The sequence below is a fragment of the Arthrobacter sp. EPSL27 genome, from assembly GCF_001512305.1.
GTDB lineage: Bacteria > Actinomycetota > Actinomycetes > Actinomycetales > Micrococcaceae > Arthrobacter.
The window spans coordinates 292,257-318,796 of sequence record NZ_LNUT01000004.1; the positions used below are offsets into that span (position 1 = coordinate 292,257).

The window sequence follows — 26,540 nt, forward strand, 5'->3', positions numbered from 1 at the left end:
CACAGCGAAGGGTAGATTGAAAGGATGCTGGTACTAACACGCAAGCCGGGCGAACAGATCATGATCGGCGACGGAATCGTCATCACGGTCCTGGAAGGCCGGGGCGACGGTGTTCGCATAGGCATCGAGGCCCCCCGAGGCGTCTCCATCCAGCGCAGGGAAGTCATCGAGGCTATCGCCGCGGCCAACCGCGCGGCGGCCGAAGCCGGGCCAGAGGCCGAGGACGCCTTGCGGGGGCTCCTGCCACCGTCACACGGGCCGGTCCCGGCTGCTGACTGACGGGCTGACCTCCGCCTCAGCCGCCGAGGTACTGGGCCAGGAGAGGCTGAGGGGACCGGCGGACTACAGCCAGGGCGCGCTCGATGTTCCCTGCCATCGTCAGCTGGTCAAGGACACCTGCCGTATCCGGTTGCGCCGTGGCGCCGCGGCCTGCACACGGGCCGGGGGACATGCCGGGCCCTCCGGGCCGGCCCAGGTGCCGCAGCGTGGCTTCACCGGTGCGGGCGGCGTCGTCGAGTTGCCGCAGCAACGCGCGAAGACCTTCCAGATGATCCGCCAGGACGTCAGGCCAGGCGCCGGGCGGCGCCGCAGCCGCAAGTTCATTCAAAGCCGCCTGGGCGGGCAGACCCCACTCCGCGGCCACAGCGGCGGATTCCACGCTGCGGGCCAGGGCTTCAAAGCGCAGGCGGTCCAGCACGGCTTCCACCTCGGCGGACGTGAAGCTTAGCCACTGGAGGTTGCCGGCCAGGACGTGAAGCCGTTGCGTTTCCAGCCTGAACAAGAGCAAATCCAACTGGCGCCGCTCTTGCCATAGCGCCGCCGAAAGATCACCTGCACCCATGGGCCCCATTCCCCCCGCCGCCCTTGGCTGAAAAACCGCTTCCGCATTTTCAGCCAAGCTTTTTCCTGAGGTTACACGCAGAGTCACGTTCAAGTGATAGGTTTCCACTTGGGTGCCGCGCCCGGGTTATAAACACCGACTTCCATGGGGGGAGCACGGGGCCCATTTCGGGTGCGGCTCTCGGTCTTTTAAGGCTGCCGGATCCTGTCTCATGGGGGGACAAACTATTGAATCGCGTGGAACGCAATGAGATGGTCACACAGCATCTTCCGCTGGTGGGCTACCTCGTCTCAGACTTGTGCTCGAAAGCTTCGCACCTTTCCCGCGATGACCTGGCGTCGGCAGGCGCCATTGCACTGATCACTTCGGCCGACTCGTTCGACCCGGACCTCGGGGTGCCGTTCGGTGCGTTCGCGCGGCGCCGGATCCTTGGCGCATTTGCCGACGAGATGCGCGCCAGCGACTGGGCCACCCGCTCGGCGCGGCGCCGGATCAAAGAAACCATGTCGGTCCAGGAAACCCTTGCCTCGGCCCTCGGACGCGCACCCTCAGTTGACGAGATCGCCTCAGCCCTTGGTGTCCAGCAAAGCGTCGTCGAAGCAGCCCTCGCCGACGCCTCCCGGACCCTGACTCCGTTGGATGAAGCCGTCGTGGACACCCTGGCCGCCGAGAACCTGACCCCGGAGCACTCGGTGCTGGCCGATGAACGTCTGCAGTACCTCCGCGCTGCCGTGAAGTCGCTGCCCGACCGGATGCGCTACGTCGTCGAAGAGATCTACTTCGGTGACCGGACGGTCAAAGACTTGGCCGCTGAACTCGGCTCCACCCACGCTGCGGTCTCCCAGCAGCGGGCCGAAGCCATCCGCCTCATGCGGGACGGCCTGACGGCCCACTATTCCGACGATCCCGGGCAGGGCTACGAGCCCCAATCACGGATCACCCCGAAGCGCCGCAACGACTACCTGGCCCAACTGGCCGAAACCACTGCCGGCGGCATCACGCGGGCCATTTTCCCGCATGGCCCGGTTCTCAACGAGGCTGTCTGACCCTTCCCCGGGCCCGCATCCCCCCGATAGTAAGCCGACTTAGTAAGCTGACCGAGAAATTACCGTCCGTCCGTCGCGGTCCCGCTGCGGCCTGCGGTAGCGTCGATTACATCGGATCTGGACCTACTCAGGAGGACGCATGAAAGCATCACCAACGCTCACGACGAACCTGCAGGCAGTGCTCGTGGACCTCATCGAACTTCACGTCCAGGGCAAGCAGGCGCACTGGAACATCGTCGGGACGAACTTCCGGGACCTCCACCTTCAGCTGGACGAAATCATCGAAGCCGCCCGCGGTTTCGCGGACGACCTGGCGGAGCGCATGCGCGCCCTCCATGCCCTCCCGGACGGCCGCAGCGCCACGGTGGCCAAGTCCACGGCCCTCCCGGAATTCCCGGCCGGCCTGATCAACACCAAGGATGCCATCGAGCGGATCGTCGCAGCCCTGGAAGCCGCTGTGGGCACCATGCGCAAAGTCCATGACGAAGTGGACGAAGAGGACCCCACGACGGCGGACCTGCTGCACGAGTTCATCGCCAAGTTTGAGCAGTACGCCTGGATGGTCAACGCCGAGACGATGCGGGCCAACGCCAGCGTCACCACGGCGGACGGCAAGTAAGCCCTCCCGGCAGTTGCCAGCGCCCGGCTCCGGTTTCCACCGGAGCCGGGCGCTGGGCATTTAACCCGTGGCTGCTGTTAGCCCTCGGCCGCTGCTAGCTCGGAACTACTGTGCCGTGGGCACCTTTCGGAGGACGACGGCGGCAAGCACCGACGCCCCCGCCATGAGCACCAGCGCGATGGCCGCCGTGATGTGGACCCCCGAGTCGAAGGCTGACCGGGCAGCGGCGAGCACTGCGTCCGCCAGCGGCCCCGGAAGGGTCTGCGCCAGCTCCACGGCCCCGGCCAGCGTCTCGCCGGCCTGGGCCGTGGCCTCCGCCGGGGCGGACTCGGCCACACCGGCGGGAAGCCGGAGATTGCCCTGGTAGGAGGCCGTCAGGATGGACCCGAGGATGGCCGTGCCGAGCAGGGAGCCGATCTCGTAGCCGGTCTCGGAGATGGCGGCCGCCGCCCCGGACTTCTCCGCGGGTGCGGCGCCGAGGATCAGGTCGTTCGAGATGGTCTCCGCGGCGCCGACGCCCAGACACAGTACCAGCAGGGCCGCCAGCAGCAGGGCGGGGCCGTTGCCGTGATCACCGAACGCCACCAGGAAGTATCCGGCGGCGCTCAGGAGCAACCCGCCGGCCACCACGAAGCCGGGGCGCACCTTCCGTACCAGCGGCACCACCAGCAGGCCCGCCACCACGGTGGCGACCAGTGCCGGGACCATGGCCACGCCGGATTCCGAGGGGGACTGGCCCTCCAGCAGCTGCAGGTGCTGGGCGAGGAACAGGATGAAGCCGTTGAAGGAGAACAGCGCCAGCACGTTGGCGGTGATCGCCGTGCTGAAGACCCGGTTGCCGAACAGGCTGACGTCCAGGAGCGGCGCGGTGCGGTTCCGCTGCCCGGCGGCGCCCTGGGGTGCCTGGGCTGCCTGTACTTCCTGTGCCTGCCCTTCTTTCAGAAGGTGCCGCTGGCGCCGGATGAAGACGTAGCCCATCACCAGGCCGAAGCCGACGGCGGCCAGCGGCTCCGCGGCCAGGCCGTGCGTGGCCAGGATCTTGATGCCGTAGACCACGGGCACCATCACCAGCAGGGACAGAACGATACTGGGCACGTCCACCCGGCCCGGGTTCGGGTCGCGGGATTCCGGGATCAGGGCCGGCCCCAGGGCCAGCAGCGGCAGGATGATCGGCACGGCCACCAGCAGGATGGCGCCCCACCAGAAGTGCTCCACCAGCCAGCCGCCGAAGATCGGCCCCAGCGCCGCGCCGCCGGAGAACCCGGCCGCCCAGATGGCCACGGCCAGACGGCGCCGGTTGGGCTCGGGGAAGATGTTCCGGATCAGGGACAGCGTTGAGGGCATCAGCATGGAGCCGAAGAAGCCCAGCCCGGCCCGCCCGGCGATCAGCCATTCGGCGCTGGGGGCAAAGGCGGTGACTGCCGAGACGGCCGCAAAACCTGTACTGCCGATAAAGAGCAGCCGGCGCCGGCCGATCCTGTCACCCAGGCTGCCCATCGCCACCAGCAGGCCGGCGAGAACCAGGGGATAGGCGTCCACAATCCAGAGCAGCTCCAGCCCGGTGGCGTCGAGGCTCCGGGCGATCGCAGGCAGCGCGAAGGTCAGGGCCGTGTTGTCGACGGCCACCAGCAGCACCGGGAACATCAGCAGGGCCAGCGCAAGCCAGTCGCGCCACGGCGCGCGGGGCGCCTGGTTCTGGTGCGGGACGCCGGCGGTTCCAGCGGTGCGGTTCCGGCCGGGGCCGATGCTGTTGGAGGTAATGGACGTGTTGCTCATCTACATAACTGTACCGTCCAGACGGTACAGTTAAGAAATGATCGTGCCCGCGGGCATGATGGAGGCATGGCAAGAAAACCCGTGGCCCGCGAAGCCGTCCTCGACGCATTCGAATCCCTGCTGATCGAAGAGGGGGAGCGGGCCGCCACCCTGGATGCCGTGGCCAAGCTGGCGGGGGTCTCCAAGGGCGGCCTCCTGTACCACTTCCCGAACAAGGAGGCCATGATCTCCGTCCTGCTGGAACGACTGGACCGCCTGCTCGCCGAGGATCTCGTTGCCATGGCGGCCGCGCCCGAGGGCGCCGCGGCTTTCTTCATCAAGTCCTCGGTCTGGGCGGACACCCCGCTGGACCGGGTCTTCGTCGCCGCCACGCGGCTGGCGGAGGTGGCGCACCAGGAGACCCTGCGCAGGATGGCCGCCGTCCAGGCGGCCTGGCTGGAACTGCTCGCCGCCGACGTCGGGCCCGTCATGGCGAAGCCGGTCCTCTATATGGGGGACGGGCTGTACTTCAACGCCATGCTCGCCCGTGGCCCGGGCGGGGCGCTCGCGGAGGTCGACACCGACGTCGAAAGCCTGCTCGCCGCGCTCGAGCGGCTCCGCGGCTGAGCCGGCGCGGGGCTCCGGGCCGCGCCCGGTGCCGGCCGCGGGGCGTCACGCCCGCACCCGCGGGGCGCCAAGTTTGCGGACGCGGGCGTGGCGTAGGACAATGGGAGCTGTGACTGTTGTCACGCCAAGTAAATATGCCTTTGATCTGCGGCGGGAGAGTTCTGCTTGTAGGTACAAGCAGGCGCCGTAGGAGCAAATCCTCCCCAGGAATCTCTCAGGCCCACGTACCGCCGCGGCAAGGCAACTCTGGAAAGTAGCAGGCTGTCTTCGGACATGCTGTGCTCACCGACGGTGCAAGCGAAGCCATGCGAGAACACGGCTGCGCGGAAACTCTCAGGTCCAATACAGAGCGGGGAGGAACCCGAATCAATGTGGCGTACCCTGCGCCGCCTTAGTTATGGAGTTCCTTGTGACTGTTTCCTCAGCCTCCACGTCCTTCGTCGACCGGCACATCGGCGCCCGGCGCCAGGCCGACGTCGACGCCATGCTGAAGGCTGTCGGCTACGACACCGTCGACGCCCTGGTGGACACCGCGGTTCCGAAAGACATCCGGCAGGACTCCCCGCTGTCGCTCGGCGCGGCGCTCAGCGAGGTAGAGGTCCTGGCCGAACTGCGCCAGCTGGCAGCGAAAAACAAGACCGCCGTGCAGATGATCGGGCAGGGCTACTACGACACGGTCACCCCGGCCGTCATCCGCCGGAACATCCTCGAGGCCCCGGCCTGGTACACCGCCTACACCCCCTACCAGCCGGAAATCTCCCAGGGCCGCCTCGAGGCCCTGCTGAACTTCCAGACCATGGTCCAGGACCTCGTGGGCCTGCCGATCGCCAACGCCTCCCTGCTGGACGAAGCCACTGCCGTCGCCGAGGCCGTGCTGATGATGCGCCGGGCCAACAAGGACAAAACAGCCCACGACGGCAAGACCGTCCTCGACGCCGACTGCCTGCCGCAGACCATCGCGATCGTCCGCGGCCGCGCTGAAGCCCTCGGCTTCGAGGTGGAGGTCGCCGATCTGTCCAAGGGACTGCCCGACGGCGTCATCAACGGCGTCGTGCTCCAGCAGCCGGGCGTCTCCGGCCGCGTGTTCGACCACACCGCCGTCATCGCCGAGGCCAAGGAACGCGGCGCGCTGGTCACCGTCGCCGCGGACCTGCTCTCCCTGACCCTGATCACGCCTCCCGGCGAGCAGGGCGCCGACATCGCCGTCGGCTCCGCCCAGCGCTTCGGCGTCCCGCTGTTCTTCGGCGGCCCGCACGCCGCCTACATGGCGGTCCAGAAAGGCCTGGAGCGGTCCATGCCCGGCCGCCTGGTGGGCGTATCCAAGGACAACGCAGGCGTCCCGGCCTACCGCCTGGCGCTGCAGACCCGCGAGCAGCACATCCGCCGTGAAAAGGCCACGTCCAACATCTGCACCGCGCAGGCCCTGCTGGCCATCGTCTCCTCGTTCTACGCCGTCTACCACGGCCCGGACGGCCTGAAGGCCATCGCGGAGACCGTCCACGGCCACGCCCGCACCATCGCCGCGTCGCTGAAGGGCGCCGGCCTGGACGTGCTGCACACCTCCTTCTTCGACACCGTCACCGTCTCGGTACCCGGCAAGGCCGCGGAGATCATTGCCGCCACCGAAGCCCGCGGCATCAACCTGCGCGGCATCGACGCTGACACCGTCGGCATCTCCGCCGATGAAGCCACCACGCCGGCAGTCGTCGCCGACGTCGTCGCCGCCTTCGGTGCGAGCGTCACCGACACTTCTGAAGGCTTCGCCCTGGACTCCGCCGTCGAGCGCACCTCCGACTACCTCCAGCACCCGGTCTTCAACACGCACCGCTCCGAGACCCAGCTGCTGCGCTACATCCGCCGGCTCTCCGACCGCGACCTGGCGCTGGACCGCACCATGATCCCGCTGGGCTCCTGCACCATGAAGCTGAACGCGACCGCCGAGATGGAAGCGATCTCCTGGCCCGAGTTCGCCTCCATCCACCCCTTCGCCCCGGACTCCCAGACCGCGGGCTGGCGGGAACTGATCGAGGACCTCGAAGCCCAGCTGACCGAGATCACCGGTTACGACCAGGTCTCCATCCAGCCCAACGCCGGTTCCCAGGGCGAACTCGCGGGCCTGCTCGCGATCCGCGGCTACCACCGCTCCCGCGGCGACGAGCAGCGCAACATCTGCCTTATCCCGGCCTCGGCGCACGGCACCAACGCCGCCTCCGCCGTCCTCGCCGGCATGAAGGTCGTCGTCGTCGCCACCGCCACGGACGGCACCATCGACCACGCGGACCTCACCGCCAAGATCGAACAGCACAAGGACGCCCTGTCGGCGATCATGATCACCTACCCGTCCACGCACGGCGTGTACGACGCCGACGTCCGCGAGGTCTGCGACGCCGTCCACGCCGCCGGCGGCCAGGTCTACATCGACGGTGCCAACCTCAACGCCCTGGTCGGGCTGGCCCAGCCGGGGATGTTTGGCGGCGATGTCTCGCACCTGAACCTCCACAAGACCTTCTGCATCCCGCACGGCGGCGGCGGGCCCGGCGTCGGTCCGGTCGCGGCCAAGGCCCACCTGGCCCCGTTTATGCCGGGCAACGCCGCTGACCCGGCCAACGGCGCCGAGGGCACCCCGATCTCGGCGTCCCGCTATGGTTCTGCCGGTGTGCTGCCGATTTCCTGGGCCTACGTGAAGCTGATGGGCGGGCAGGGCCTCACCGAGGCCACCAAGTCCGCGCTCCTCGCAGCCAACTACATCGCCACCCGCCTCAACGACTCCTTCCCGGTGCTCTATACCGGTGAAGGCGGACTGGTGGCGCACGAGTGCATCCTGGACCTGCGCGAGCTCACGGCCAGGACCGGCGTCACCGCCGAGGACGTCGCCAAGCGGCTCATCGACTACGGTTTCCACGCTCCCACCCTCGCGTTCCCCGTGGCGGGCACGCTCATGGTGGAACCCACCGAGTCCGAGGACCTCGGCGAGATCGACCGCTTCATCACCGCCATGGTGTCCATCCGCGCCGAAATCGACCAGGTGGCCCACGGCGAGTTCACCGTGGAGCACAGCCCGCTGCGGAACTCCCCGCACACCGCTGCCGCCGTCATCAGCACCGAATGGACCCGCGACTACCCGCGCGAACAGGCAGTCTTCCCGGTCCACAGCCTGCGCCAGGACAAGTACTTCCCGCCGGTGGGCCGGATCGACGGCGCCGCCGGCGACCGGAACCTGATCTGCTCCTGCCCGCCGCTTTCCGAATTTGAGAACTAAGGACTTCTGATGACTGAGAACTACACCGCGCTCTACGAAGAGCACAAGAAGCTCGGCGCCTCCTTCACGGACTTCGGCGGCTGGCAGATGCCGCTCAAATACAGCTCCGAACTCGCCGAACACCACGCCGTCCGCAAGTCCGCAGGCCTGTTCGACCTGTCCCACATGGGCGAAGTCTGGGTCACCGGCCCCGACGCCGCAGCCTTCCTGGACTACGCACTCGTCGGCAAGATCTCCGCGATGGCGGTCGGCAAGGCCAAGTACTCGCTGATCTGCAATGGGGACGGCGGCATCATCGACGACCTCATCACCTACCGGCGGCCCGCCACGGCTGACAACACCGACAAGTTCCTCGTGGTCCCCAACGCCGGCAACGCCAAGGTCGTCGCTGCGGAACTGGCCGAACGCGCCGCGAACTTCGACGTTACGGTGACGGACGTTTCAGCCGAGACGTCCCTGATCGCCGTGCAGGGACCCAAGGCCCAGGAGATCCTGCTGCGCCTGGTTCCCGCCGCGCAGCACGCGCTCGTCACGGAGCTCAAGTATTACGCCGCCGTCGAGGTTCCTTTGATGTTCGGCGGCACCAGCCAGGACCTGCTGCTGGCCCGCACCGGCTACACCGGGGAAGACGGCTTCGAGATCTTCGTCGCCAACGACGGCGCCGCCGCCCTCTGGCAGGCCCTCGTCGCCATTGCCGAGGACGGCGAGCTGACGCCTGCCGGCCTGGCGTCCCGCGACTCGCTCCGCCTCGAGGCGGGAATGCCGCTCTACGGCAACGAGCTCTCCCTGCAGGGTGACCCGTTCGCCGCCGGCCTGGGCCCGGTCGTCGCGCTCTCCAAGGAAGGCGACTTCGTCGGAAAGGCCGCCCTGGCCGCCAGGAAGGAAGCCGGCGCCGGCGCCACTACGGGCCGCAAGCTGGTGGGCCTCAAGGGCCTGGGCCGCCGGGCCGGCCGCGGGCACTACCCGGTCCTCAAGGACGGCCACGTCGTCGGCGAAGTTACCTCCGGCCAGCCGTCGCCGACCCTGGGCTACCCGGTGGCCCTGGCCTATGTCGACGTCGAGTTCACCGAGCCCGGCACCGCCCTGGACATTGACCTGCGCGGCAAGGCCGAGCCGTTCGAAGTTGTCGCCCTGCCGTTCTACAAGCGCCAGAAGTAGCGCCGCTCCCGGCGGCTCCCGGCCGCCGGCGGTGTGCTTCGCGCCCCCTTATCTCTTCAGCGTTCTTGACCCTCTAAGACTTAGGAAAAATCCATGGCAAAAGTAGCTCCCGAACTTCAGTACTCCGACGAGCATGAGTGGGTTGCCCGCGACGCGGGATCAAACGTCGTGTCCATCGGCATCTCCGCCGTCGCCACGGACGCCCTCGGCGACATTGTCTACGTGGACCTGCCCGAGGTTGGCTCCGCGGTGACCGCGGGGGAGACCTGCGGCGAGGTCGAGTCGACCAAGTCCGTTTCGGACCTGTACGCCCCGGTCACGGGCGAGGTCACCGAGATCAACGACGCCGTGGTGTCGGATCCGGCGCTGATCAACAGCGACCCGTACGGCGCCGGCTGGCTGTTCAAGGTGGCCGCCGAATCCGAGGGCCCGCTGCTCTCGGCCCAGGAATACGCCTCCAAGAACGGCGGCGAACTGTGAGCGGCGCCAGCACGGACACCGCGTTCGAGCAGGTGGTTTCCCCGTCGCTGGACGCGGACCTGTCCGCCCTGGACCCGGAGATCGCGGCGAAGATCGACGCCGAGCTGGGCCGCCAGCGCGACGGCCTGGAAATGATCGCCTCGGAGAACCACACCGCCCGGGCCGTGATGCAGGCGCAGGGCTCGGTGCTGACCAACAAGTACGCCGAGGGCTACCCGGGCAAGCGCTACTACGGCGGCTGCGAGCACGTGGACGTCATCGAACAGCTCGCGATCGACCGGGTCAAGGCCCTCTTCGGCGCTGAGTACGCGAACGTCCAGCCGCACTCCGGCGCGCAGGCCAACGCCTCCGTGATGCACGCCCTGATCCGCCCGGGCGACACCATCATGGGCCTGAACCTGGCCCACGGCGGCCACCTCACCCACGGCATGAAGATCAACTTCTCCGGCCGGCTCTACAACGTCATCCCGTACCAGGTCCGCGAGGACGACCACCGGATCGACATGGCCGAGGTCGAACGCCTCGCCCAGGAACACAAACCACAGCTGATCGTGGCCGGCTGGTCCGCGTACGCCCGGCAGCTGGACTTCGCCGAGTTCCGCCGGATCGCCGACTCCGTGGGCGCCTACCTCATGGTCGACATGGCCCACTTCGCCGGCCTGGTGGCCGCCGGGCTCCACCCCTCCCCGGTCCCGCACGCCCACGTCACCACCTCCACCACGCACAAGACCCTCGCCGGTCCGCGCGGCGGCATCATCCTGACCAACGACCCCGACGTCGCCAAAAAGATCAACTCAGCCGTGTTCCCGGGCCAGCAGGGCGGCCCGCTGGAGCACGTCATCGCCGGCAAAGCCGTGGCCTTCAAGATCGCCGCCTCCCCGGAGTTCAAGGAACGCCAGGAACGCGTCCTCGCCGGCGCCCGGATCCTCGCCGACCGGCTGGTCCAGCCCGACGTCACCGCCAAGGGCATCAACGTGATCTCCGGCGGCACCGACGTCCACCTGGTCCTCGTGGACCTGCGCGACTGCGAACTCAACGGCCAGGAAGCCGAGGACCGCCTCGCCGCGATCGACATCACGGTCAACCGCAACGCCGTCCCGTTCGACCCGCGCCCGCCCATGGTCACCTCCGGGCTGCGCATCGGCACCCCGGCCCTGGCCACCCGCGGGTTCGGCGAAGCGGCCTTCACCGAAGTCGCCGACATCATCGCCGAGGCACTGACCGCCGACGCCGGTACGGACCTCTCCGGCCTGCGCGCCCGCGTCGAGGCCCTCGCCGCCGCCCACCCGCTCTACCCCTCGGTCACGAACCTCGGGTAGAGCCCATCCCGGGGCCGGCTCCTTCAGGGGCTGGCTCCGGGTCCGGCGGACCGGACTTTCCACGCGTGCTCGCTCGTTCCTCGCTTAGACGCACGCTTTCGAAAAGCCCGGCTCCGCCGGCCCCTCGAGGGCAGCTCACCCTCCGCTCCATCTCCACATTTATCCAGTTAGGAACCCGGCCATGGCTGTTGGCGTCTTTGATCTTTTCTCTATTGGGATCGGGCCCTCGAGTTCGCACACCGTGGGACCCATGCGGGCCGCTGCGGTGTTCGCCGAAGAACTCAAAGCCTCCGGCGATCTCGACCGTGTGGCGTCACTGCGCGTTGACCTCTACGGTTCCCTCGCCGCGACCGGCCACGGGCACGGCACCATGACCGCGATCCTGCTCGGCCTGGAGGGCTACCACCCGGAGCTGATCCTCCCCGACGAGGTGGAGGAGCGGCTGGCCACGATTGCCGAGACGGGCAAACTGCAGCTGGCAGGCTCCGTCGAGCTTCCCTACGGGGTCCAGGACATGGTCCTGCGTCCGCTGACCATCCTTCCGCGGCACACCAACGGCATGACGTTCACGGTGTCCGACGCCGACGGGGAAACCCTGCACCAGGCAACATTCTTCTCCGTGGGCGGCGGTTTTATCGTCCGTGAGGGCGAGGAGGACGCCGCACTCAAGGAACTCGACGAATCTAAGAAGGAACTGCCCCTGCCCTTCCGCACCGCCGCGGAACTGCTGGGCCGCTGCCAGTCCAAGGGACTCTCGATCGGCCAGATCATGATGATCAACGAACGGGCGTCGCGGTCCGAGGAGGAGATCCGCGAGGGCCTGCTGCACATCTACTCCGTGATGGAGGGCTGCGTCGACGTCAGCCTCAAGCGCGAGGGCCTGCTGCCCGGCGGGCTCAAGGTCCGCCGTCGGGCCCCTGACTGGCATGAACGCCTCCTGAAGGAAGACAAGGACCGGGACCCCAAGTACTGGCAGGAATGGGTGAACCTGATCGCCCTCGCCGTGAACGAGGAAAACGCCTCCGGCGGCCGGGTAGTCACGGCACCCACCAACGGCGCCGCCGGCATCATCCCCGCCGTGCTCTACTACGCCCTGCACTTCGCCCCCGGCATGGACAAGGCCACCCAGGCCGACCGCGACGACGTGGTGGTCAGGTTCCTGCTGACCGCCGCCGCCATCGGCGTGCTGTACAAGGAACAGGCGTCCATCTCCGGTGCGGAGGTGGGCTGCCAGGGCGAGGTGGGCTCGGCGTCGTCGATGGCCGCCGCCGGCCTGGCCGAAGTCATGGGCGGCACCCCGCAGCAGGTGGAGAACGCCGCGGAAATCGCCATGGAGCACAACCTGGGCCTGACCTGCGACCCCATCGGCGGGCTGGTGCAGGTGCCCTGCATCGAACGCAACGCCATCGCCGCCGCGAAGGCCATCAACGCCGCCAAGATGGCGCTGTGGGGCGACGGCACGCACCGGGTCTCGCTGGATGAAGTGATCGTGACCATGCGGGAAACCGGCAAGGACATGAGCTCCAAGTACAAGGAAACCGCGATGGGCGGCCTCGCGGTGAACGTGGTGGAGTGCTGAGTCAGTTGTTCAGCGGTCAGTTGTTCAGTGCGGCCCAAAGGTTCAGCGACGAGGCGAAGACCACCCAGGTCAGGTAGGGCAGCATCAGCAGCCCTGCCACCCGGCTGATGGGCCCGAACCGCATCACCGTGACGGCCACGGCCACGGCCAGGGCCGCGATGATGCCGAAGGCGATCCACAGGGCGGGCGTTCCCAGCGTCGGGTACAGCCCGAAGAACACCGGCGTCCACAGCAGGTTCAGCACCAGCTGGACGGCGTACACGGTGAGGGCACGCCGGGTTCCCTCGGCCCGCTTGCGCCAGACCAGCCAGGCGGCGACGGCCATCGCGATGTAGAGGAAGGTCCAGACCGGACCGAACAGCCAGTTCGGCGGCGACCACGGGGCCTTGTCCGCGGTGGCGTACCAGCCGTCGACGTTGGCGGCGGAGGCCAGCCCGCCGAGCCCCGCAACAAGGGCGGAAGCCGCGAGGAAAACCAGCAGTGCCAGCACCTGGGGGCCCCATGCGGGCTTTCCGGTTTTCTGGCCCTGGAGTGCGGACCCGGCGGCTGGTGGTTGCTGATCCTGCGGCATGCTTCCAGCGTAGCCGTTTTGCCGCGGGACGGACCGCAGGCCTGCCGCGGAACCGGGCCGCGGGTACCGGCGGATAGACTTGAATCTGCATGTCCGCATGCCGCCGAAGCTCGTACCGCAATGATTGGATACCGCACCCTTGCGTGAATTCACTGCCCGCTTTGCCTCTGCCGAAGAGATCGCCAACTGGGATGCCCATGTCACCGCGAACCCCAACGGCGGCAACCTCCTGCAGTCGGAAGCCTTCGCCCAGGTCAAGCAGCACTTCGGCTGGAAGCCCCGGCATCTGGTCTACGAGACCGCGGACTACACCAGCTACAACCTGGTCCTGGAAAAGTCGTTCCCGCTCCTGGGCAAGCTCTGGTATCTCATCAAGGGCCCGGACGTTGCCGCCGTCGAGGACATCCCGGGCATCGCCGCGGCCAACGCCGAGTTCGTCAAGCGCGCCCGGCTGGGGGTCTTCGCCATCAAGATCGAGCCGGACATCGTGCTCTCCGAGGAGGCCCGGGCCGTGATCGAAGGCGCCGGGCTGGTCAAGACCCACAACCTGCAGCCCAACGACTCGACTGCGCTCCTGGACATCTCCCCGGAAGAGAACCAGCTGCTGCGCAATCTGCACTCCCGGGGCCGCAACGCCGTCCGCCGCGCCATCCGTGAAGGTGTCGAGGTGCGCAACGTGGAGCCCACGGAGGAGAACTTCCGCGCCATGTACGCGCTGATGACCAACACGGTGGAGGCCAAGTCCCAGGTGCGCGTCCGCGAGTACGGCTACTACCGCCAGTTCTGGACTAACTTCATCGACCGGGGCCAGGGGCGGCTGCTGTTCGTCTATGAGAACGGCGTCCCCTCGGTGGGCGCCTTCGTGATCAACTACGGCCGCAAGGGCACTTACAAGGACGGCGGCTCGCTGCAGAAGCGCGCCCAGTACGGCGACTCCCACCTGGTGCAGTGGACGGCGATCAACCAGCTCAAGGAACTCGGCTGCACCGAATACGACTTCTGCGGCACACCGCCCAGCGACCAGCTCAAGGACACCTCCAACCCGTTCCACGGACTGGGCCTGTTCAAGACCAGCTTCAGCAAGACAGTGACCGATTTTGTCGGCTGCTACGACCAGGTGCTGAGCCCGCTCAAGTACAAGGCCTGGATGGCCGCGGGGGAGCGCGTTGCGCGCCAGCTTTACACCCGCCGCACTGGCCAGCAGTTCTACTAAACCGGCACCACGGAAACCGAGAACGCCGGAATGACGAAGGAACCTGACGGCCGCCGCAGGCCGCCCACCGACGCACTGCCCAAGACCGAGCCGATGTCGCCCACACAGGTGCGGCAGAACGCTGCAGCCAAGCGGATGCTCCGCCGCCTGGTCCAGGGGGAGAACCCGCCCACCGCCCCGATGAGCATCGTGGACCGCCTCGCCGGCAGCCCCTACGCCAACCCGATGATCCAGGTGGGCGGGGTGGACACCTCGGCGCGCAAGACCATCGACTTCGCCCTGCACCTGGCCGAGTCGATGTTCCGGTACGGCGCCGGAGCGCTCGAAGTCGAAACCAGCATCATCGCCATTACGGCAGCGCTGGGCCTCAAACACATCGAGGTGGACATCACCAACCAGTCGGTGGCCATCAACTACGCCCCCAAGGACCAGACCCCCATTTCGCTGCTGCGTGTGGTGCGGTCATGGACCAACAACTACGCCGGGCTCTCCCAGGTGCACCAGCTGGTCACCGAGATCGTCGCCGGCGGGGTGGGCCGCGACGAGGCCGTGCGCCGGCTGGAGGAGATCACCCGCAGCGCGAAGCCGTTCCCGCGTTGGATGGTCACCGTGGCGTTCGGCATCTTCTCCGCCGCGTTCGTCGGCGTCCTGGGCGGCGGGCCGGGCGCCTCCGCGATCGCGTTTGTGTCCAACCTCCTGGTCAGCCTGCTGGCCCGGCAGCTGGGCCGCTGGCGCACCCCGGACTTCTTCATCACCGCCGCGTGTTCCTTCCTGGTCACCTTCGTCGCCCTGCTGCTGTGGCGGTTCGGGCCCCTGGTGGGGATCCAGATCGCCCCGGCCATCGTGGTGGTGGGCGGCATCCTGCTGCTCCTGCCGACCGGGCGCCTCGTGTCGTCGGTCCAGGACGCCATCAACGGCTTCCCGGTCACGGCGGCCGGCCGGTTCCTGTCCACGATGCTGACCTTCGGTGCGCTGGTGGCCGGAATCGCCGTGGGCTTCGTGGTGGGGGACATGACGGGGATGGAGCCGATCGACGTCACCGAAACATTCCCGCCGGCGTATGACCTCTGGGTGGTGGTCATCCTGATCGCCATTGCGGTTCTCATGATCGGCATCACCGAACAGACCAGCTGGACGCTGCTGCTGCCGACGGCGGCCGTCGGTGTGGTGGGCTACCTGGTCCTGATCGGAGGCGACGCCCTCGGCATCGGTCCGCGGTTCTCCCCGGCTCTCGCCGCTGTTGTGATCGGCCTGCTGGCCCGGGTGGTGGCGCTCCGGATGGGCGCCCCGCAGCTGGTTGTGGCCGTCCCGGCCGCCCTGATCCTGCTTCCCGGACTCACCATATTCCGATCGATGTATGTGTTGACGATCGAGGAATCCGAGATCCTGCTGGGGGCCGGGGGAATGCTCAACGCCGGCGCCATCGTGATGGGTGTCGCGGCCGGCATTGTGCTGGGCGACACCCTGGCCCGGCCCCTGACCCGGGGACAGGCCAGCAACGAACGACGCCGGGCGCGGCGCCGCTAGATCTGGCCGGTTAGATCTGGCCTGCGTTAGATCTGGCCTGCGTCAGATTTGACCGATGGGGAGCTTCTTCTCGGCCTGGAAGTCGTCCTCCACCCGGCCCTTCGCCCAGTACCCGGACAGCGACACCTGGGAGCGTTCCAGGCCGCGCTGCACGTACAGCACGTCGCGCAGGCTCTTCATATAGCCGCGCTCCCCATGCGCAAAGACCTGCACCCGCCCGGACAGCCAGGCGGCGTCGCGCACCGCGCTGACCAGCAGGTCGCTGGCGCCGGCGGGAACTCCGCCGCGCAACAGCCAGTGCAGTTCCACGCCGACGGGCGCGGCAATGGCCTGGATGTCGGCGTCGCTGTCCACTTCGAGGAAGGCGAGGCCGCGGGCGTCCGCCTGCAGCGCCTCGATGGAGGCTCCGATGGCGGGCAGGGCAGACTCGTCGCCGGCGAACAAATACCAGTCCGCGTCCGGATCCGGGTTGTACCCGCCGCCCGGGCCCGTGAAAATCAGGGAATCTCCCGGCTTGGCCGCCGCGGCCCACGGACCCGCCAGGCCCTCATCGCCGTGGATCACGAAGTCGATGGCAAGCTCCCCGGCGGCCTCGTCCACCCAGCGGACGGTGTACGTCCGGGTGTGCGGCCACTGGGCGCGGGGCATGGTGTCCCGGACTTCCCAGAGGTCCAGCGGTTCGGGGTAGGTGATCCCGGGCTGGGGAAACACGATCTTGACGTACCGGTCCACAAAGGCGTTGTTCACGTAGCCGGCGAAGCCGGGGCCGCCGGCGACAATCCGCACCATGTGCGGCGAGAGCTGCTCGCGCCGCAGGACCGTGAGATTGGTCTGCGGGCGGGATTTCCGGTTGGCCGAGGTGGCGGCGGGCACTGAAGTCATGGTGCTAAGCGTAACCAAGAAGCCCGGGCGGAGCCCCTCCTGTGAAGCCCGGACGGCCGCTCCAGCGGCCTCCTGCAGCCGGTCAGGGCAGCGGCGGCAGCTCCCAATCCACGGTGCCGTCCCCCTGCTCCCGGAGCAGCGAATTGGCCCGGCTGAACGGCCGGGAACCGAAGAACCCCCGCGACGCGGACAACGGGCTGGGGTGGGCGCTGGCGATCACCGGCGTCGAACCGAGCAGCGGCCGGACGCTCTCCGCATCCTTCCCCCACAGGATTGCCACGAGCGGGGCGCGGCCGCCGTCGGCGGCGGTGCGGTCCGCCACGGCACTGATCGCCGCAGCCGTGACGGCTTCCCACCCCTTGTTCCGGTGCGAACCGGCCTCCCCGGCGCGGACACTCAGGACCCTGTTCAGCAGCAGCACCCCCTGCTCCGCCCAGCGGCTGAGGTCGCCGTGGACCCGCGGCGGCAGCCCCAGGTCGGCGTCGAGTTCCTTGTAGATGTTGGCGAGGCTGCGCGGGATGGGGCGGGTGGAGCCGCCCACCGCGAAGGACAGCCCCACGGCGTGGCCCGGCGTCGGATACGGGTCCTGGCCCACAATCAGCACCCGGACGTCCGCCAGCGGCTGCCGGAATGCCCGCAGGACGTTCGACGGCGCCGGCAGGACCGGGTGCCCGGCGGCTGCTTCCCGGCCCAGGAAGGCCAAGACGTCACGGAGCTTCCCCTCGACCGGCGCCAGCGCCTCCGCCCAGCCGGGGGCCACCAAATCCTCCAACGGGAGGCGGCCCAGTTCGGCGAATCCGGCATCGCCGTCCGAGGGGTCGTCCAGGTCGAACAGGGCATCGGTGTCGCGGGAATCGGAGATTGGCACAGGGCCATTCTCGCAGGACGGCAAATGACAACCCTGTTATTCGCCCGTAGCATGGGGGGAGACTTTTCACCGGAACCAGCCGCGCCCTCGCCCCAGCGCTGGAACCATCAGGACTGCAACCACCAGGGAGTGTGTCATGGCCGAGCAAGCGCAGGAACACCTTCCAACGCAGGAACCGGACGCCGCCGGAACCAGCGCCCAGTCGCCGCTGAGCAGCCGGGACCAGCAGATGCTCGCGCTGGAACGGCAGTGGTGGAAGTACGCCGGGGCGAAGGAACAGGCCATCCGCGAGCTCTTCGACCTCTCCGCCACGCACTACTACCAGATCCTCAATGCCCTCATCGATACCGAAGAGGCGCTGGCCCACGATCCGATGTTGGTGAAGAGATTGCGTAGACTACGTACGTCACGCCAACGTGCCCGCACTGCCCGCCGATTGGGTTCAGACGCGTAAGGCACAGCCGGATGCGCGGATTCCCGCGGACCGGCCGGCGTGGGCAATTCGTCGGAAATCAGCAAGGACGTCGCTTTTACCATGACCAAATATGCTCGGGATGAATTTGATCGGGTCCCGGAGACCTCCACGCGCCAGGGTGTCCACCGGGCCGTCGCCGAGTCCCGCGGCGGCCGTCGTCTGGCTCCCATCCTCGCCGTCGGCGCCGCAGCCCTGGTCGTAGGACTCGTGGCGTTCCTGTTCCTGCCCAAGCTCGGGCTCTCAAGCGCCGGAAACACCGTGGCCGCCGTCTCCGCGGAACAGGGCGGCAGCAGCGCTGCGGCCTCCCCGGAGCCCGCCGCGTCCACCCCGGCACCCTCCACTCCGGCGGCCACCGCGACGCCGTCTCCGTCCGCCACCCCGTCGGACCCGCCTGCCCCGACAGCCGCCGCTGCCGCCGTCGACAAGACCCAGCCGGTGGCCATTTTCAACGGCACCACCACCGGCGGACTGGCGAGCCGCGTGGGCGGTACGGTCTCCAGCGCCGGCTGGAAACTCGGAACCCTCGGCAACTGGGGCGGGGTGCCCCAGCAGCGCTCCGTCATTTTCTACAAGGGCGCCGCGCAGGAGGCGAACGCCGAGGCCCTCGGCGAACTCCTCGGCATCCAGACCGTCGTGGACTCGGCCGAGTTCCAGCTGCCGCTCGTCGTTGTCCTGGGGCCCGGCTTCCAGTAGCCCATTCCGGTTACGCGTGAATAACTATTCGCGGCCGCGCCTGCCCGTGCCCTGCGCACCGGCAGGCGGCTGTGGGTACAGTATTTGCGAACTGCATGGTGCTCTTCACAGCCCGCAGTCCGCGGCGCACAGCGAGGTGGGCCGCCCGCAAGCCAACCGAAAGAGTGGACAGCATGGCATTGGGAACCGTCAAATGGTTTAACGCCGAAAAGGGCTACGGCTTCATCACGGTGGACGATTCCGGGGCCGACGTATTTGTGCACTGGTCAGCCATCGCCGGGGAAGGCTACCGTGCCCTCGACGAGGGCCAGCGCGTTGAGCTCGAAATCGGCGAAGGCCTCAAGGGCCCCCAGGCCGAGAGCGTCCGGCCCGCCTAGTGACCTTCTCCGCCTCCCAGCACGCCCAGCCAGCCACCCCGCCCGCCCCTGCCGGCAGCGCCCGCCGCCGGGGTGTGCCCGCCCGGCGCGCCAGGGCCCTGGCGGTGGCGGCCGCGGCCGCCCTGACCATGACCGCGTGCTTGGGCCCGGCGGGCGGCGCCCGGGTGGGGCAGGCCGACGCCAGCGGCGACGGAACCCTGCGGATCGGGCTGCTCCTGGACAACACGGGCCCGCAGGCCTTCCTCAACGCCCCCCAGCTTGCCGCGGCGAAGCTCGCCGTCAAGGAAATCAATGCCGCCGGCGGCCACAAGGGCAAGCCGGTGGAGCTGCTTCCGGCCACCGTGAGCGAGGACACCGAGGGCCAGGCCAAGGCCCTGGCAGCGGCCAAGGCCGACGTCGTCATCGGCCCGACGGACTCCAGCCGGGCACCAGGGGCCATCGATGTCCTCTCCAGCGCCAAAATCGCCATGATTTCCCCCGCGAACACCGCCGGCGGGCTCAGCACCTACGACAGCAACGGCTACTACTTCCGCACCGCGGCGGCCGACGTCGCCCAAGCCCCGGTGCTCGCCAAGCTCGCCAAGGACGGCGGGGCAGCATCCCTTGCAGTGGTGTTCGAGGAGGGCGCCTACGGCAAGGACGTGTCCGCCGCCGTCGCTGCCGCGGCCAAGGAGTCCGGCCTGGGCACCGCGACAGTCGCCGGGTTCACCCCGGGGCAGGCGCAGCAGGCAGCGGCTGCAGCGAAGGCCGCCGGCCCCGACGCCGTGGTGGTGGTGGCCCGCGCAGGCGCCCAGGGTGCCATCGCCGAGCTGAACAACGCCGGCCTCGCCGGAAAGAAGCTCATCCTCAGCGACGGGGCCGTCAACCAGTACGGCCCGGGCCTCGGTTCCAAGGCCCTCGACGGCACCCGGGGGATCCTGCCGGGGAACTTCGCCTCGGCGCACTTCCAGGGCGAACTGGTGTCGGTGGACCCGGAGCTGAAGGACATGACCTTCGCGGCGGAAACCTACGACGCCGTCAACCTCGCCGCCGTCACGGCCGCCGCCGCGCAGGACGACGCCGGCACCTCCATCGCAGGCAGCCTGATCGCCGTCTCCGGAGGCACCGTTCCGGCGTCCGGGGACCCGGCGCCCTCCGGCGAGGCCGTGGTCTGCAAGAACTACCAGGAGTGCCTGGACGCAGTGCGGGCCGGCAACCGCCCCGACTACGACGGGGAATCCGGCCCCATCCGCTTCGATGCCAACGGCGACGTCACCGCCGCCAACTATGTCCTCTACACCTTCGGGCCGGACAACACAGCCGTCAGGACCGGCTCCGAGACCTCCACCAGCGCCGGGACTTAATCGCCCGTAGCGTAGCGGGGCTCCGCCAAGCGCCGCCAGCACGCCGGAAGGTGCCCCGCCGCCATGGCGACTGCTTGCACTCTCCCCGGGGGAGTGCTAATTATTGAGTTAGCACTCCCGCGTATTGACTGCTAAATCGACGCCCCGGTCCCACCGGCCGCGACGCCGCAGCAGCCAGTTCCGGGAGCGAAAGAAACACCTGGCTGGGTGAGATCCCGCGCCGTGCGGCATACAGAGGCCGCAGGGTAGGGATCGTCCGTCGCGGGCACCACAGCCAAGGTTCATTCTTAACGACTGTCCCGAAAGGACTACTGCCGTTATGGCCAAGATCATTGCATTTGATGAAGAGGCACGCCGCGGTCTTGAGCGGGGCCTGAACATCCTCGCCGACGCCGTCAAGGTCACCCTCGGCCCGCGTGGACGCAACGTCGTCCTCGAAAAGAAGTGGGGCGCCCCCACGATCACTAACGATGGTGTGTCCATCGCCAAGGAGATCGAGCTGGACGATCCTTACGAGAAGATCGGCGCCGAGCTGGTCAAGGAAGTTGCCAAGAAGACGGACGACGTCGCTGGCGACGGCACCACCACCGCCACCGTTCTGGCCCAGGCACTGGTCAAGGAAGGCCTGCGCAACGTCGCGGCCGGCGCTGATCCCCTGTCCCTCAAGCGCGGCATCGAAAAGGCTGTTGAAGCCGTCACCCGCGAGCTCCTGGCCACCGCCAAGGAAATCGAAACCAAGGAAGAGATTGCCGCCACGGCGTCCATCTCCGCCGGTGACAACGAAATTGGCGCCCTGATTGCCGAAGCCCTGGACAAGGTCGGCAAGGAAGGCGTCATCACCGTCGAGGAGTCGAACACCTTCGGCCTCGAACTCGAGCTCACCGAAGGCATGCGCTTCGACAAGGGCTACATCTCCGCTTACTTCGTCACCGACGCCGAGCGCCAGGAAACGGTCCTTGAGGATCCGTACATCCTGATCGTCAACTCCAAGATCTCCAACGTCAAGGAACTGGTTGCGGTCCTCGAAAAGGTCATGCAGTCGTCCAAGCCGCTGCTGATCATCGCCGAGGACATCGAGGGCGAGGCCCTGGCCACCCTGATCGTCAACAAGATCCGCGGCACCTTCAAGTCCGTCGCCGTCAAGGCTCCGGGCTTCGGCGACCGCCGCAAGGCGCAGCTGGCCGACATCGCCATCCTCACCGGTGGCCAGGTCATCTCCGAGGAAGTCGGCCTCAAGCTTGAGACCGCCGGCCTCGAACTCCTGGGCCGCGCCCGCAAGGTGGTTGTCACCAAGGACGAGACCACCATCGTCGAGGGTGCAGGCGACGCCGACCAGATCGCCGGCCGCGTGTCCCAGATCCGCGCCGAGATCGAGAACTCCGATTCGGACTACGACCGCGAGAAGCTGCAGGAGCGCCTGGCCAAGCTGGCCGGCGGCGTGGCAGTCATCAAGGCCGGTGCCGCAACCGAGGTTGAGCTCAAGGAACGCAAGCACCGCATTGAGGACGCTGTCCGCAACGCCAAGGCTGCTGTTGAAGAGGGCATCGTAGCCGGCGGTGGCGTTGCCCTGATCCAGGCCGGTGCCAAGGCGTTCGCCAACCTGCAGCTCGACGGCGACGAGGCAACGGGCGCGAACATCGTCCGCGTTGCCATCGACGCCCCGCTGAAGCAGATCGCCTTCAACGCCGGCCTCGAGCCGGGCGTTGTGGTCGACAAGGTCCGCGGCCTGCCCGCAGGCCACGGCCTGAACGCAGCAACCGGCGAGTACGTCGACCTGCTGGCTGCCGGCATCAACGACCCGGTCAAGGTGACCCGCTCTGCCCTGCAGAACGCGGCCTCCATCGCCGGCCTGTTCCTCACCACCGAGGCTGTTGTGGCCGACAAGCCCGAGAAGGCCGGTGCCCCGATGGGCGGCGGCGACGACATGGGCGGCATGGGCGGCATGGGCGGTTTCTAACCACCCCGTCCGGGGCTGAATCAACCGGCCCCGAACGCTGAGCATCAAACGGCGGCGGTCCCACCTTCGGGTGGGGCCGCCGTCGGCGTTAAGCCCGCAGGGCGCATCCGGCACGGCGGAGGTCTGGCAGGATAGTGCAGTGACGATTACAGCAGCAGCCGACGGTTCGGCTTTAGGAAATCCCGGCCCGGCCGGATGGGCCTGGTACGTAAACGACGACTGCTGGCGGGCCGGGGGATGGCCGCACGGCACCAACAACATGGGCGAGCTCATGGCCGTGCTGGACCTGTTCCGCGCCACCGCGCACCTGCCGGGCGAGGACCTGCACATCCTCTGTGACAGCCAGTACGTCATCAATTCCGTCACCAAATGGATGCCCGGCTGGAAGCGCAAAGGATGGCGCAAGTCCGACGGCAAGCCCGTGATGAACGTCGAGCTGCTCAAGGAGATCGACCAGGCGCTGGCCGGACGCAAATACAAATTCGAATGGGTCCGCGGCCACGCCGGGCACGACCTCAACGAGGCGGCCGATGACCGCGCCCGGGCCGCCGCAACGGCCTACCAGCAGGGTGTGGCTGTCCGCCAGGGCCCCGGGTTCGGGGCCGCCCCCGGCGAAGCGGCCGCCTCCGCCGCGCAGGCAGCATCACAGGCAGCACCGCAGGCAGCACCCTCCGGCCGGCAGGAGCCCTTCGGTGAGCCGACGCTCTTCGACGAACCGGACCTCTTCAGCGAGCTCGACGAGGATCCGACCCCGGCCCCCGGCACGGACGCGAGCCCCGAAGCGATCGTCGAAGCCCTCGAACGTGAACTCCTGCGGCCCGAGACGCGCTCCGACATCGGACGCACGGGTGTGCTGCTGCACCCGGACTTCACCGAAATCGGCAGTTCAGGTCGGATCTGGACGCGGGACGCCGTGATGATGTCCCTGGAGGAGAACCCGGACGGCCCGGCCGAGGTGGAAATCCTGGGCGCAGACCGGCTGGGGGACCAGATTGTCCTCCTGACCTACCGCACCACCGCCCGGTCCGGCACGGCACTCCGCAGCTCCCTGTGGGTCCACGACGGCGCCCAGTGGCGGCTCCGCTTCCACCAGGGCACCCCGGAGGCCTGAGGCGCCCGGGGCCGGGCCCGGGGCCGGTCAGCTGAAGCGCTGGGTGTTCGCCAGTTCGGCCTGCGCGTAGCTGGCCGCCGCGGAGTCCAGGGCCTGGTTGATCGAGGCGAGGGACGCTTCAACCTTTCCCTGGGTGAGCGTCCACTCGGCGATGAGGGCCTGGAAGTTGGTGGCGGCCGAGCCGCGCCACGTGGCCTGCAGCTCGTCAAGGCCGCGCTTCATGGCCTGCACGTCCGCGCTGATCCGGTCGACCGTGGCCCTGACGCTTGCTGACTTGAGCTGGAGGAGTTCCGTGTCGACGGAAATGATGCTCATGGGATGACCTTCCGACTGTGCCTGGTCCGGAACCTCCGGACACTGCGATCCTAGGCAGCGCGCGGGCGGGCAGGCACCGGCCGGTGCCCGCATGTGGAAAACGCGGCAGCCCGGGCGGAACTACGTGCCGGCGGCCTCGCCGGAGCGGACGTCCGCGCCGGACGATGTCCCGGACGCGGCAGGGCCGGGGACAGTGTCCGGAACGCCGTCGGAATCTTTGGTCCAGCCCTCGCCGTCCGTCTCGTCCGGCAGCTCGTCCAGGAACGGCAGGCTGACCACCAGGGTGGCGCCGCCGCCGTCGGTCTGCTCCACCCGGACGGAGCCCGCATGCGAGCCGACAATGGCCGCGACAATCGCCAGCCCCAGGCCGCTGCCGCCGGTTTCGCGGGTGCGGGAGGTGTCCGCCCGGTAGAACCGTTCGAAGATCCGCGCCGCCTCGTCCTCCGGGACGCCGGGGCCGTGGTCACGGACCTCGATGACGGACTGCCGGGCGCCGTCCCCGTTGGTCCGGACGCCCACGGCGAGTTCGATGGGTGTGCCCGCGGGCGTGTAGCGCAGGGCGTTGCCTACGAGGTTTCCCACCACTTGGCGCAGCTTGGCCTCGTCGCCCAGGACCGGCGCCGGCCCGGGGGCGCCGCCGTCGAGCCCTGTCAGCGAAATGGCCCGGCCGCGGTCGCTCGCCTGGGTGTCCACCACGGCGTCGTTGGCGATGAGAAGCAGGTCCGCGGGTTTCTGCTGGAGCGGCCGCTGCTCGTCGATCCTGGCGAGCAGCAGCAGGTCCTCCACCATGGTCCCCATCCGTTTGGCCTCGCTTTCGATCCGCCCCATGGCGGTGGCCACGTCCTCCGGGGTGGACAGTGCGCCGTGCCGGTACAGCTCGGAGAAGCCGCGGATGGTCACGAGCGGGGTGCGCAGTTCGTGCGAGGCGTCGGCGGCGAAGCGCCGCATCCGTTCCTCGGAGGCCATGCGGGCGGCGAAGGCGGTCTCGATGTGGGCGAGCATCGCGTTGAGCGAGCTGCCCAGGCGGCCCACTTCCGTGTTCGGGTTTTCGATTTCCACACGCCGGGACAGGTCCCCGGCGGCAATCGCCGCGGCGGTCTTTTCAACGCGGCCCAGCGGCCGGAAGGACCGGGAGATGCTCCAGGTGGCGATGAAGAAAGCGGTCACGAGCGTCAGCAGCCCGACGCCGACCACCACCAGGACCGCGTGTTCCATCACGGAGTCGACCGGCCACAGCGGCAGGCCGATCACCACCACCCAGCTCCGCTGGTTGCTGTCCACGACGTTGAGTGCCACCACCCGCCAGTTGCGCCCGTCGGTGCCGCGGACCTGGAACGGGTTCTGTTCGCGTTCCGCGGCTTCGGCGGCGGTGAAGCTGGTGATATCCGGGTGCAGTTCCTTGTTGCCGCCGAACGGCACCGCCTGCTGGCCGGGCGTGAAAAGCATCAGGGAATAGTCCGTGGGGATTCTCTGGTTCTGGTCCTGCAGCTGGCTGAAGGACTGCTGCTGGCGCACGGAGGCGACCGCGGCCCGGAGTTTGTCGTCGACCTGCCCCTGCAGGTAGCTGTGCAGCAGGGTGAGGGTCCCGGCGCCGGTGACGGTGAGGGCCACCAGCATCAGCGCGGTCATGATGGCGACGAGCTGGGACCTCAGCGACGCAGACTTCCACCGGTGCAGCAGCAAGGTCAGCGCTTCTCGGCCGTCCGCAGCACGTAGCCGACGCCGCGTTTGGTCTGGATCAGGGCCGGGGCGTCCGGGTCAATGTCCACCTTGCGGCGCAGGTAGGAAATGTAGGACTCCACGATCGAGGCGTCCCCGTTGAAGTCGTATTCCCACACGTGGTCCAGGATCTGCGCCTTGGACAGGACCCGGTTCGGGTTCAGCATCAGGTAGCGCAGCAGCTTGAACTCGGTGGGGGAAAGCTCGATCACCGTGCCGCCGCGGCGCACCTCGTGGGCGTCGTCGTCGAGCTCCAGGTCATCGACGCGGAGGACGGCGTCGTCGTCCTGCAGCGGCTGTGTGCGGCGCAGCACGGCGCGGATGCGCGCCACCACCTCGTCGAGGCTGAACGGCTTGGTGACGTAGTCGTCGCCGCCGACAGTCAAGCCCATGACCTTGTCCTCGGTGTCATCCTTGGCCGTCAGGAAAAGAACGGGGAAATGCTTGCCGGCCGCGCGCAGCCTGCGCGTGACGGTGAAGCCGTCCATGTCCGGCAGCATCACGTCGAGCACGGCCAGGTCCGGGGCATGGAGATCGGCCGCGGCCAGGGCCTCGCGCCCGTTCGATGCGGAGACGACATCGAAGCCTGCGAAGCGCAGGGACGTGGACAGCAGCTCGCGGATGTTCGGCTCATCATCCACGACCAGCAGCTTGGCTTCGGGTCCGTTCTTTTTCATGGTTCCCATGATGCTCCCAGACTCTGGGAGTTTTCTGAATGGCAGATGTGTGTTGCATTTGTCCCGCGCGGGCTGCGATGCGGCCAAGCCATTCCCCTGTGACGGCGGCCACATTAGAGTGGCCCTATC

25 protein-coding genes and 2 riboswitches are annotated in these 26,540 nt (G+C 68.3%); of the genes, 17 read left to right on the top strand and 8 right to left on the bottom strand.

The features are described 5' to 3' along the window. The first annotated feature begins 24 nt into the window (after positions 1-24). Positions 25-279, top strand: a complete 255-nt coding sequence (locus AR539_RS06130) for a carbon storage regulator (protein WP_066433673.1) — start codon at positions 25-27, stop codon at positions 277-279. 16 nt (positions 280-295) lie between these two features. Here AR539_RS06130 and AR539_RS06135 read toward each other — a convergent pair whose 3' ends face one another. Continuing rightward, positions 296-781: a hypothetical protein gene (locus AR539_RS06135; protein WP_066433675.1), complete on the bottom strand. Its 486-nt coding sequence runs from the start codon at positions 779-781 to the stop codon at positions 296-298. A 311-nt stretch (positions 782-1,092) separates the two neighbouring features. Here AR539_RS06135 and AR539_RS06140 point away from each other — a divergent pair, with 311 nt between their 5' ends. Next, positions 1,093-1,887 (top strand): sigma-70 family RNA polymerase sigma factor, encoded by a 795-nt coding sequence (locus AR539_RS06140; RefSeq protein ID WP_231728505.1) that lies wholly within the window; start codon positions 1,093-1,095, stop codon positions 1,885-1,887. 139 nt (positions 1,888-2,026) lie between these two features. Beyond that, positions 2,027-2,506, top strand: coding sequence for a Dps family protein (locus tag AR539_RS06145; RefSeq protein WP_066433680.1), 480 nt, complete (start codon positions 2,027-2,029; stop codon positions 2,504-2,506). A gap of 105 nt (positions 2,507-2,611) precedes the next feature. Here the strand turns inward: AR539_RS06145 and AR539_RS06150 are convergent, their stop codons facing one another. Further along, entirely contained in the window at positions 2,612-4,150 is a 1,539-nt protein-coding gene (locus AR539_RS06150; protein WP_442854402.1) for an MFS transporter, read from the bottom strand. A gap of 198 nt (positions 4,151-4,348) precedes the next feature. Here AR539_RS06150 and AR539_RS06155 point away from each other — a divergent pair, with 198 nt between their 5' ends. The 6 genes from AR539_RS06155 to AR539_RS06180 all read left to right on the top strand — a co-directional run bounded on the left by AR539_RS06155 (position 4,349) and on the right by AR539_RS06180 (position 12,683). Further along, the gene (locus tag AR539_RS06155) at positions 4,349-4,888 is read left to right on the top strand and encodes a TetR/AcrR family transcriptional regulator (protein ID WP_066433683.1); all 540 of its coding nucleotides are present in this window, start codon (positions 4,349-4,351) and stop codon (positions 4,886-4,888) included. A 141-nt stretch (positions 4,889-5,029) separates the two neighbouring features. Continuing rightward, a riboswitch (glycine riboswitch) is annotated at positions 5,030-5,128 on the top strand. A gap of 1 nt (position 5,129) precedes the next feature. Further along, positions 5,130-5,246: riboswitch (glycine riboswitch) on the top strand. A gap of 39 nt (positions 5,247-5,285) precedes the next feature. Beyond that, positions 5,286-8,147, top strand: coding sequence for an aminomethyl-transferring glycine dehydrogenase (gene gcvP / locus AR539_RS06160; protein WP_442854392.1), 2,862 nt, complete (start codon positions 5,286-5,288; stop codon positions 8,145-8,147). 9 nt (positions 8,148-8,156) lie between these two features. Next, positions 8,157-9,305, top strand: coding sequence for a glycine cleavage system aminomethyltransferase GcvT (gene gcvT / locus AR539_RS06165; RefSeq protein ID WP_066433686.1), 1,149 nt, complete (start codon positions 8,157-8,159; stop codon positions 9,303-9,305). A 93-nt stretch (positions 9,306-9,398) separates the two neighbouring features. Continuing rightward, on the top strand, positions 9,399-9,785 hold the full coding sequence (gene gcvH / locus AR539_RS06170) for a glycine cleavage system protein GcvH (RefSeq protein WP_066433689.1): 387 nt from the start codon (positions 9,399-9,401) through the stop codon (positions 9,783-9,785). Continuing rightward, on the top strand, positions 9,782-11,104 hold the full coding sequence (glyA, locus tag AR539_RS06175; protein WP_066433692.1) for a serine hydroxymethyltransferase: 1,323 nt from the start codon (positions 9,782-9,784) through the stop codon (positions 11,102-11,104). The genes gcvH and glyA overlap by 4 nt, the downstream gene beginning before the upstream one ends. 181 nt (positions 11,105-11,285) lie before the next feature. Further along, positions 11,286-12,683, top strand: coding sequence for an L-serine ammonia-lyase (locus AR539_RS06180; protein ID WP_066433694.1), 1,398 nt, complete (start codon positions 11,286-11,288; stop codon positions 12,681-12,683). A 16-nt stretch (positions 12,684-12,699) separates the two neighbouring features. Here the strand turns inward: AR539_RS06180 and AR539_RS06185 are convergent, their stop codons facing one another. After that, positions 12,700-13,254, bottom strand: a complete 555-nt coding sequence (locus tag AR539_RS06185; protein ID WP_066433697.1) for a TspO/MBR family protein — start codon at positions 13,252-13,254, stop codon at positions 12,700-12,702. A gap of 139 nt (positions 13,255-13,393) precedes the next feature. Between AR539_RS06185 and AR539_RS06190 the strand changes: the two genes are divergently transcribed. Next, the gene (locus AR539_RS06190; protein WP_066433707.1) at positions 13,394-14,467 is read left to right on the top strand and encodes a lipid II:glycine glycyltransferase FemX; all 1,074 of its coding nucleotides are present in this window, start codon (positions 13,394-13,396) and stop codon (positions 14,465-14,467) included. Positions 14,468-14,497: 30 nt separating this feature from the next. Continuing rightward, on the top strand, positions 14,498-15,994 hold the full coding sequence (locus AR539_RS06195; RefSeq protein WP_066433711.1) for a threonine/serine ThrE exporter family protein: 1,497 nt from the start codon (positions 14,498-14,500) through the stop codon (positions 15,992-15,994). Between the two features lie 42 nt (positions 15,995-16,036). Here AR539_RS06195 and AR539_RS06200 read toward each other — a convergent pair whose 3' ends face one another. Both AR539_RS06200 and AR539_RS06205 read right to left on the bottom strand, forming a co-directional pair. Next, positions 16,037-16,876, bottom strand: coding sequence for a siderophore-interacting protein (locus AR539_RS06200; protein ID WP_066433714.1), 840 nt, complete (start codon positions 16,874-16,876; stop codon positions 16,037-16,039). 82 nt (positions 16,877-16,958) lie between these two features. Then, entirely contained in the window at positions 16,959-17,744 is a 786-nt protein-coding gene (locus AR539_RS06205) for a uracil-DNA glycosylase (protein WP_231728506.1), read from the bottom strand. A 136-nt stretch (positions 17,745-17,880) separates the two neighbouring features. On the opposite strand from AR539_RS06205, the gene AR539_RS06210 reads away from it, so the two are divergent. The 6 genes from AR539_RS06210 (at position 17,881) to AR539_RS06235 (ending at position 23,700) form a co-directional block, all read left to right on the top strand. Continuing rightward, on the top strand, positions 17,881-18,198 hold the full coding sequence (locus AR539_RS06210) for a DUF3263 domain-containing protein (protein WP_066433717.1): 318 nt from the start codon (positions 17,881-17,883) through the stop codon (positions 18,196-18,198). 81 nt (positions 18,199-18,279) lie between these two features. Next, complete coding sequence (locus tag AR539_RS06215; RefSeq protein ID WP_066436157.1) at positions 18,280-18,912, top strand: LytR C-terminal domain-containing protein; 633 nt, start codon at positions 18,280-18,282, stop codon at positions 18,910-18,912. A 173-nt stretch (positions 18,913-19,085) separates the two neighbouring features. Beyond that, the gene (locus AR539_RS06220; protein ID WP_066436162.1) at positions 19,086-19,289 is read left to right on the top strand and encodes a cold-shock protein; all 204 of its coding nucleotides are present in this window, start codon (positions 19,086-19,088) and stop codon (positions 19,287-19,289) included. Between the two features lie 128 nt (positions 19,290-19,417). After that, on the top strand, positions 19,418-20,632 hold the full coding sequence (locus tag AR539_RS06225; protein ID WP_082699309.1) for an ABC transporter substrate-binding protein: 1,215 nt from the start codon (positions 19,418-19,420) through the stop codon (positions 20,630-20,632). A 319-nt stretch (positions 20,633-20,951) separates the two neighbouring features. Beyond that, a complete protein-coding gene (gene groL / locus AR539_RS06230) occupies positions 20,952-22,589 on the top strand; it encodes a chaperonin GroEL (protein ID WP_066433719.1) in 1,638 nt (545 codons plus the stop codon). A gap of 139 nt (positions 22,590-22,728) precedes the next feature. Next, entirely contained in the window at positions 22,729-23,700 is a 972-nt protein-coding gene (locus AR539_RS06235) for a ribonuclease HI family protein (protein WP_066433721.1), read from the top strand. Positions 23,701-23,727: 27 nt separating this feature from the next. Here AR539_RS06235 and AR539_RS06240 read toward each other — a convergent pair whose 3' ends face one another. The 3 genes from AR539_RS06240 to AR539_RS06250 form a co-directional block, all read right to left on the bottom strand. After that, entirely contained in the window at positions 23,728-24,015 is a 288-nt protein-coding gene (locus AR539_RS06240; protein WP_066433726.1) for a WXG100 family type VII secretion target, read from the bottom strand. 120 nt (positions 24,016-24,135) lie between these two features. Further along, positions 24,136-25,695: a sensor histidine kinase gene (locus AR539_RS06245; RefSeq protein WP_197410602.1), complete on the bottom strand. Its 1,560-nt coding sequence runs from the start codon at positions 25,693-25,695 to the stop codon at positions 24,136-24,138. A gap of 5 nt (positions 25,696-25,700) precedes the next feature. Next, on the bottom strand, positions 25,701-26,411 hold the full coding sequence (locus tag AR539_RS06250; protein ID WP_066436167.1) for a response regulator transcription factor: 711 nt from the start codon (positions 26,409-26,411) through the stop codon (positions 25,701-25,703). Positions 26,412-26,540 lie beyond the last annotated feature (129 nt).

Excerpts from the sequence above, each read along its gene's own strand:
- AR539_RS06180 (WP_066433694.1), top strand. The coding sequence starts at position 11,286 with ATGGCTGTTGGCGTCTTTGATCTTTTCTCTATTGGGATCGGGCCCTCG.
- gcvH (WP_066433689.1), top strand. The coding sequence starts at position 9,399 with ATGGCAAAAGTAGCTCCCGAACTTCAGTACTCCGACGAGCATGAGTGG.
- AR539_RS06215 (WP_066436157.1), top strand. The coding sequence starts at position 18,280 with ATGACCAAATATGCTCGGGATGAATTTGATCGGGTCCCGGAGACCTCC.
- AR539_RS06185 (WP_066433697.1), bottom strand. The coding sequence starts at position 13,254 with ATGCCGCAGGATCAGCAACCACCAGCCGCCGGGTCCGCACTCCAGGGC.
- AR539_RS06200 (WP_066433714.1), bottom strand. The coding sequence starts at position 16,876 with ATGACTTCAGTGCCCGCCGCCACCTCGGCCAACCGGAAATCCCGCCCG.
- groL (WP_066433719.1), top strand. The coding sequence starts at position 20,952 with ATGGCCAAGATCATTGCATTTGATGAAGAGGCACGCCGCGGTCTTGAG.
- AR539_RS06130 (WP_066433673.1), top strand. The coding sequence starts at position 25 with ATGCTGGTACTAACACGCAAGCCGGGCGAACAGATCATGATCGGCGAC.
- AR539_RS06225 (WP_082699309.1), top strand. The coding sequence starts at position 19,418 with ATGACCGCGTGCTTGGGCCCGGCGGGCGGCGCCCGGGTGGGGCAGGCC.
- AR539_RS06155 (WP_066433683.1), top strand. The coding sequence starts at position 4,349 with ATGGCAAGAAAACCCGTGGCCCGCGAAGCCGTCCTCGACGCATTCGAA.
- AR539_RS06210 (WP_066433717.1), top strand. The coding sequence starts at position 17,881 with ATGGCCGAGCAAGCGCAGGAACACCTTCCAACGCAGGAACCGGACGCC.
- AR539_RS06250 (WP_066436167.1), bottom strand. The coding sequence starts at position 26,411 with ATGAAAAAGAACGGACCCGAAGCCAAGCTGCTGGTCGTGGATGATGAG.
- AR539_RS06220 (WP_066436162.1), top strand. The coding sequence starts at position 19,086 with ATGGCATTGGGAACCGTCAAATGGTTTAACGCCGAAAAGGGCTACGGC.
- AR539_RS06195 (WP_066433711.1), top strand. The coding sequence starts at position 14,498 with ATGACGAAGGAACCTGACGGCCGCCGCAGGCCGCCCACCGACGCACTG.
- gcvT (WP_066433686.1), top strand. The coding sequence starts at position 8,157 with ATGACTGAGAACTACACCGCGCTCTACGAAGAGCACAAGAAGCTCGGC.
- AR539_RS06145 (WP_066433680.1), top strand. The coding sequence starts at position 2,027 with ATGAAAGCATCACCAACGCTCACGACGAACCTGCAGGCAGTGCTCGTG.
- AR539_RS06150 (WP_442854402.1), bottom strand. The coding sequence starts at position 4,150 with ATGTTCCCGGTGCTGCTGGTGGCCGTCGACAACACGGCCCTGACCTTC.
- gcvP (WP_442854392.1), top strand. The coding sequence starts at position 5,286 with ATGGAGTTCCTTGTGACTGTTTCCTCAGCCTCCACGTCCTTCGTCGAC.
- AR539_RS06140 (WP_231728505.1), top strand. The coding sequence starts at position 1,093 with ATGGTCACACAGCATCTTCCGCTGGTGGGCTACCTCGTCTCAGACTTG.
- AR539_RS06240 (WP_066433726.1), bottom strand. The coding sequence starts at position 24,015 with ATGAGCATCATTTCCGTCGACACGGAACTCCTCCAGCTCAAGTCAGCA.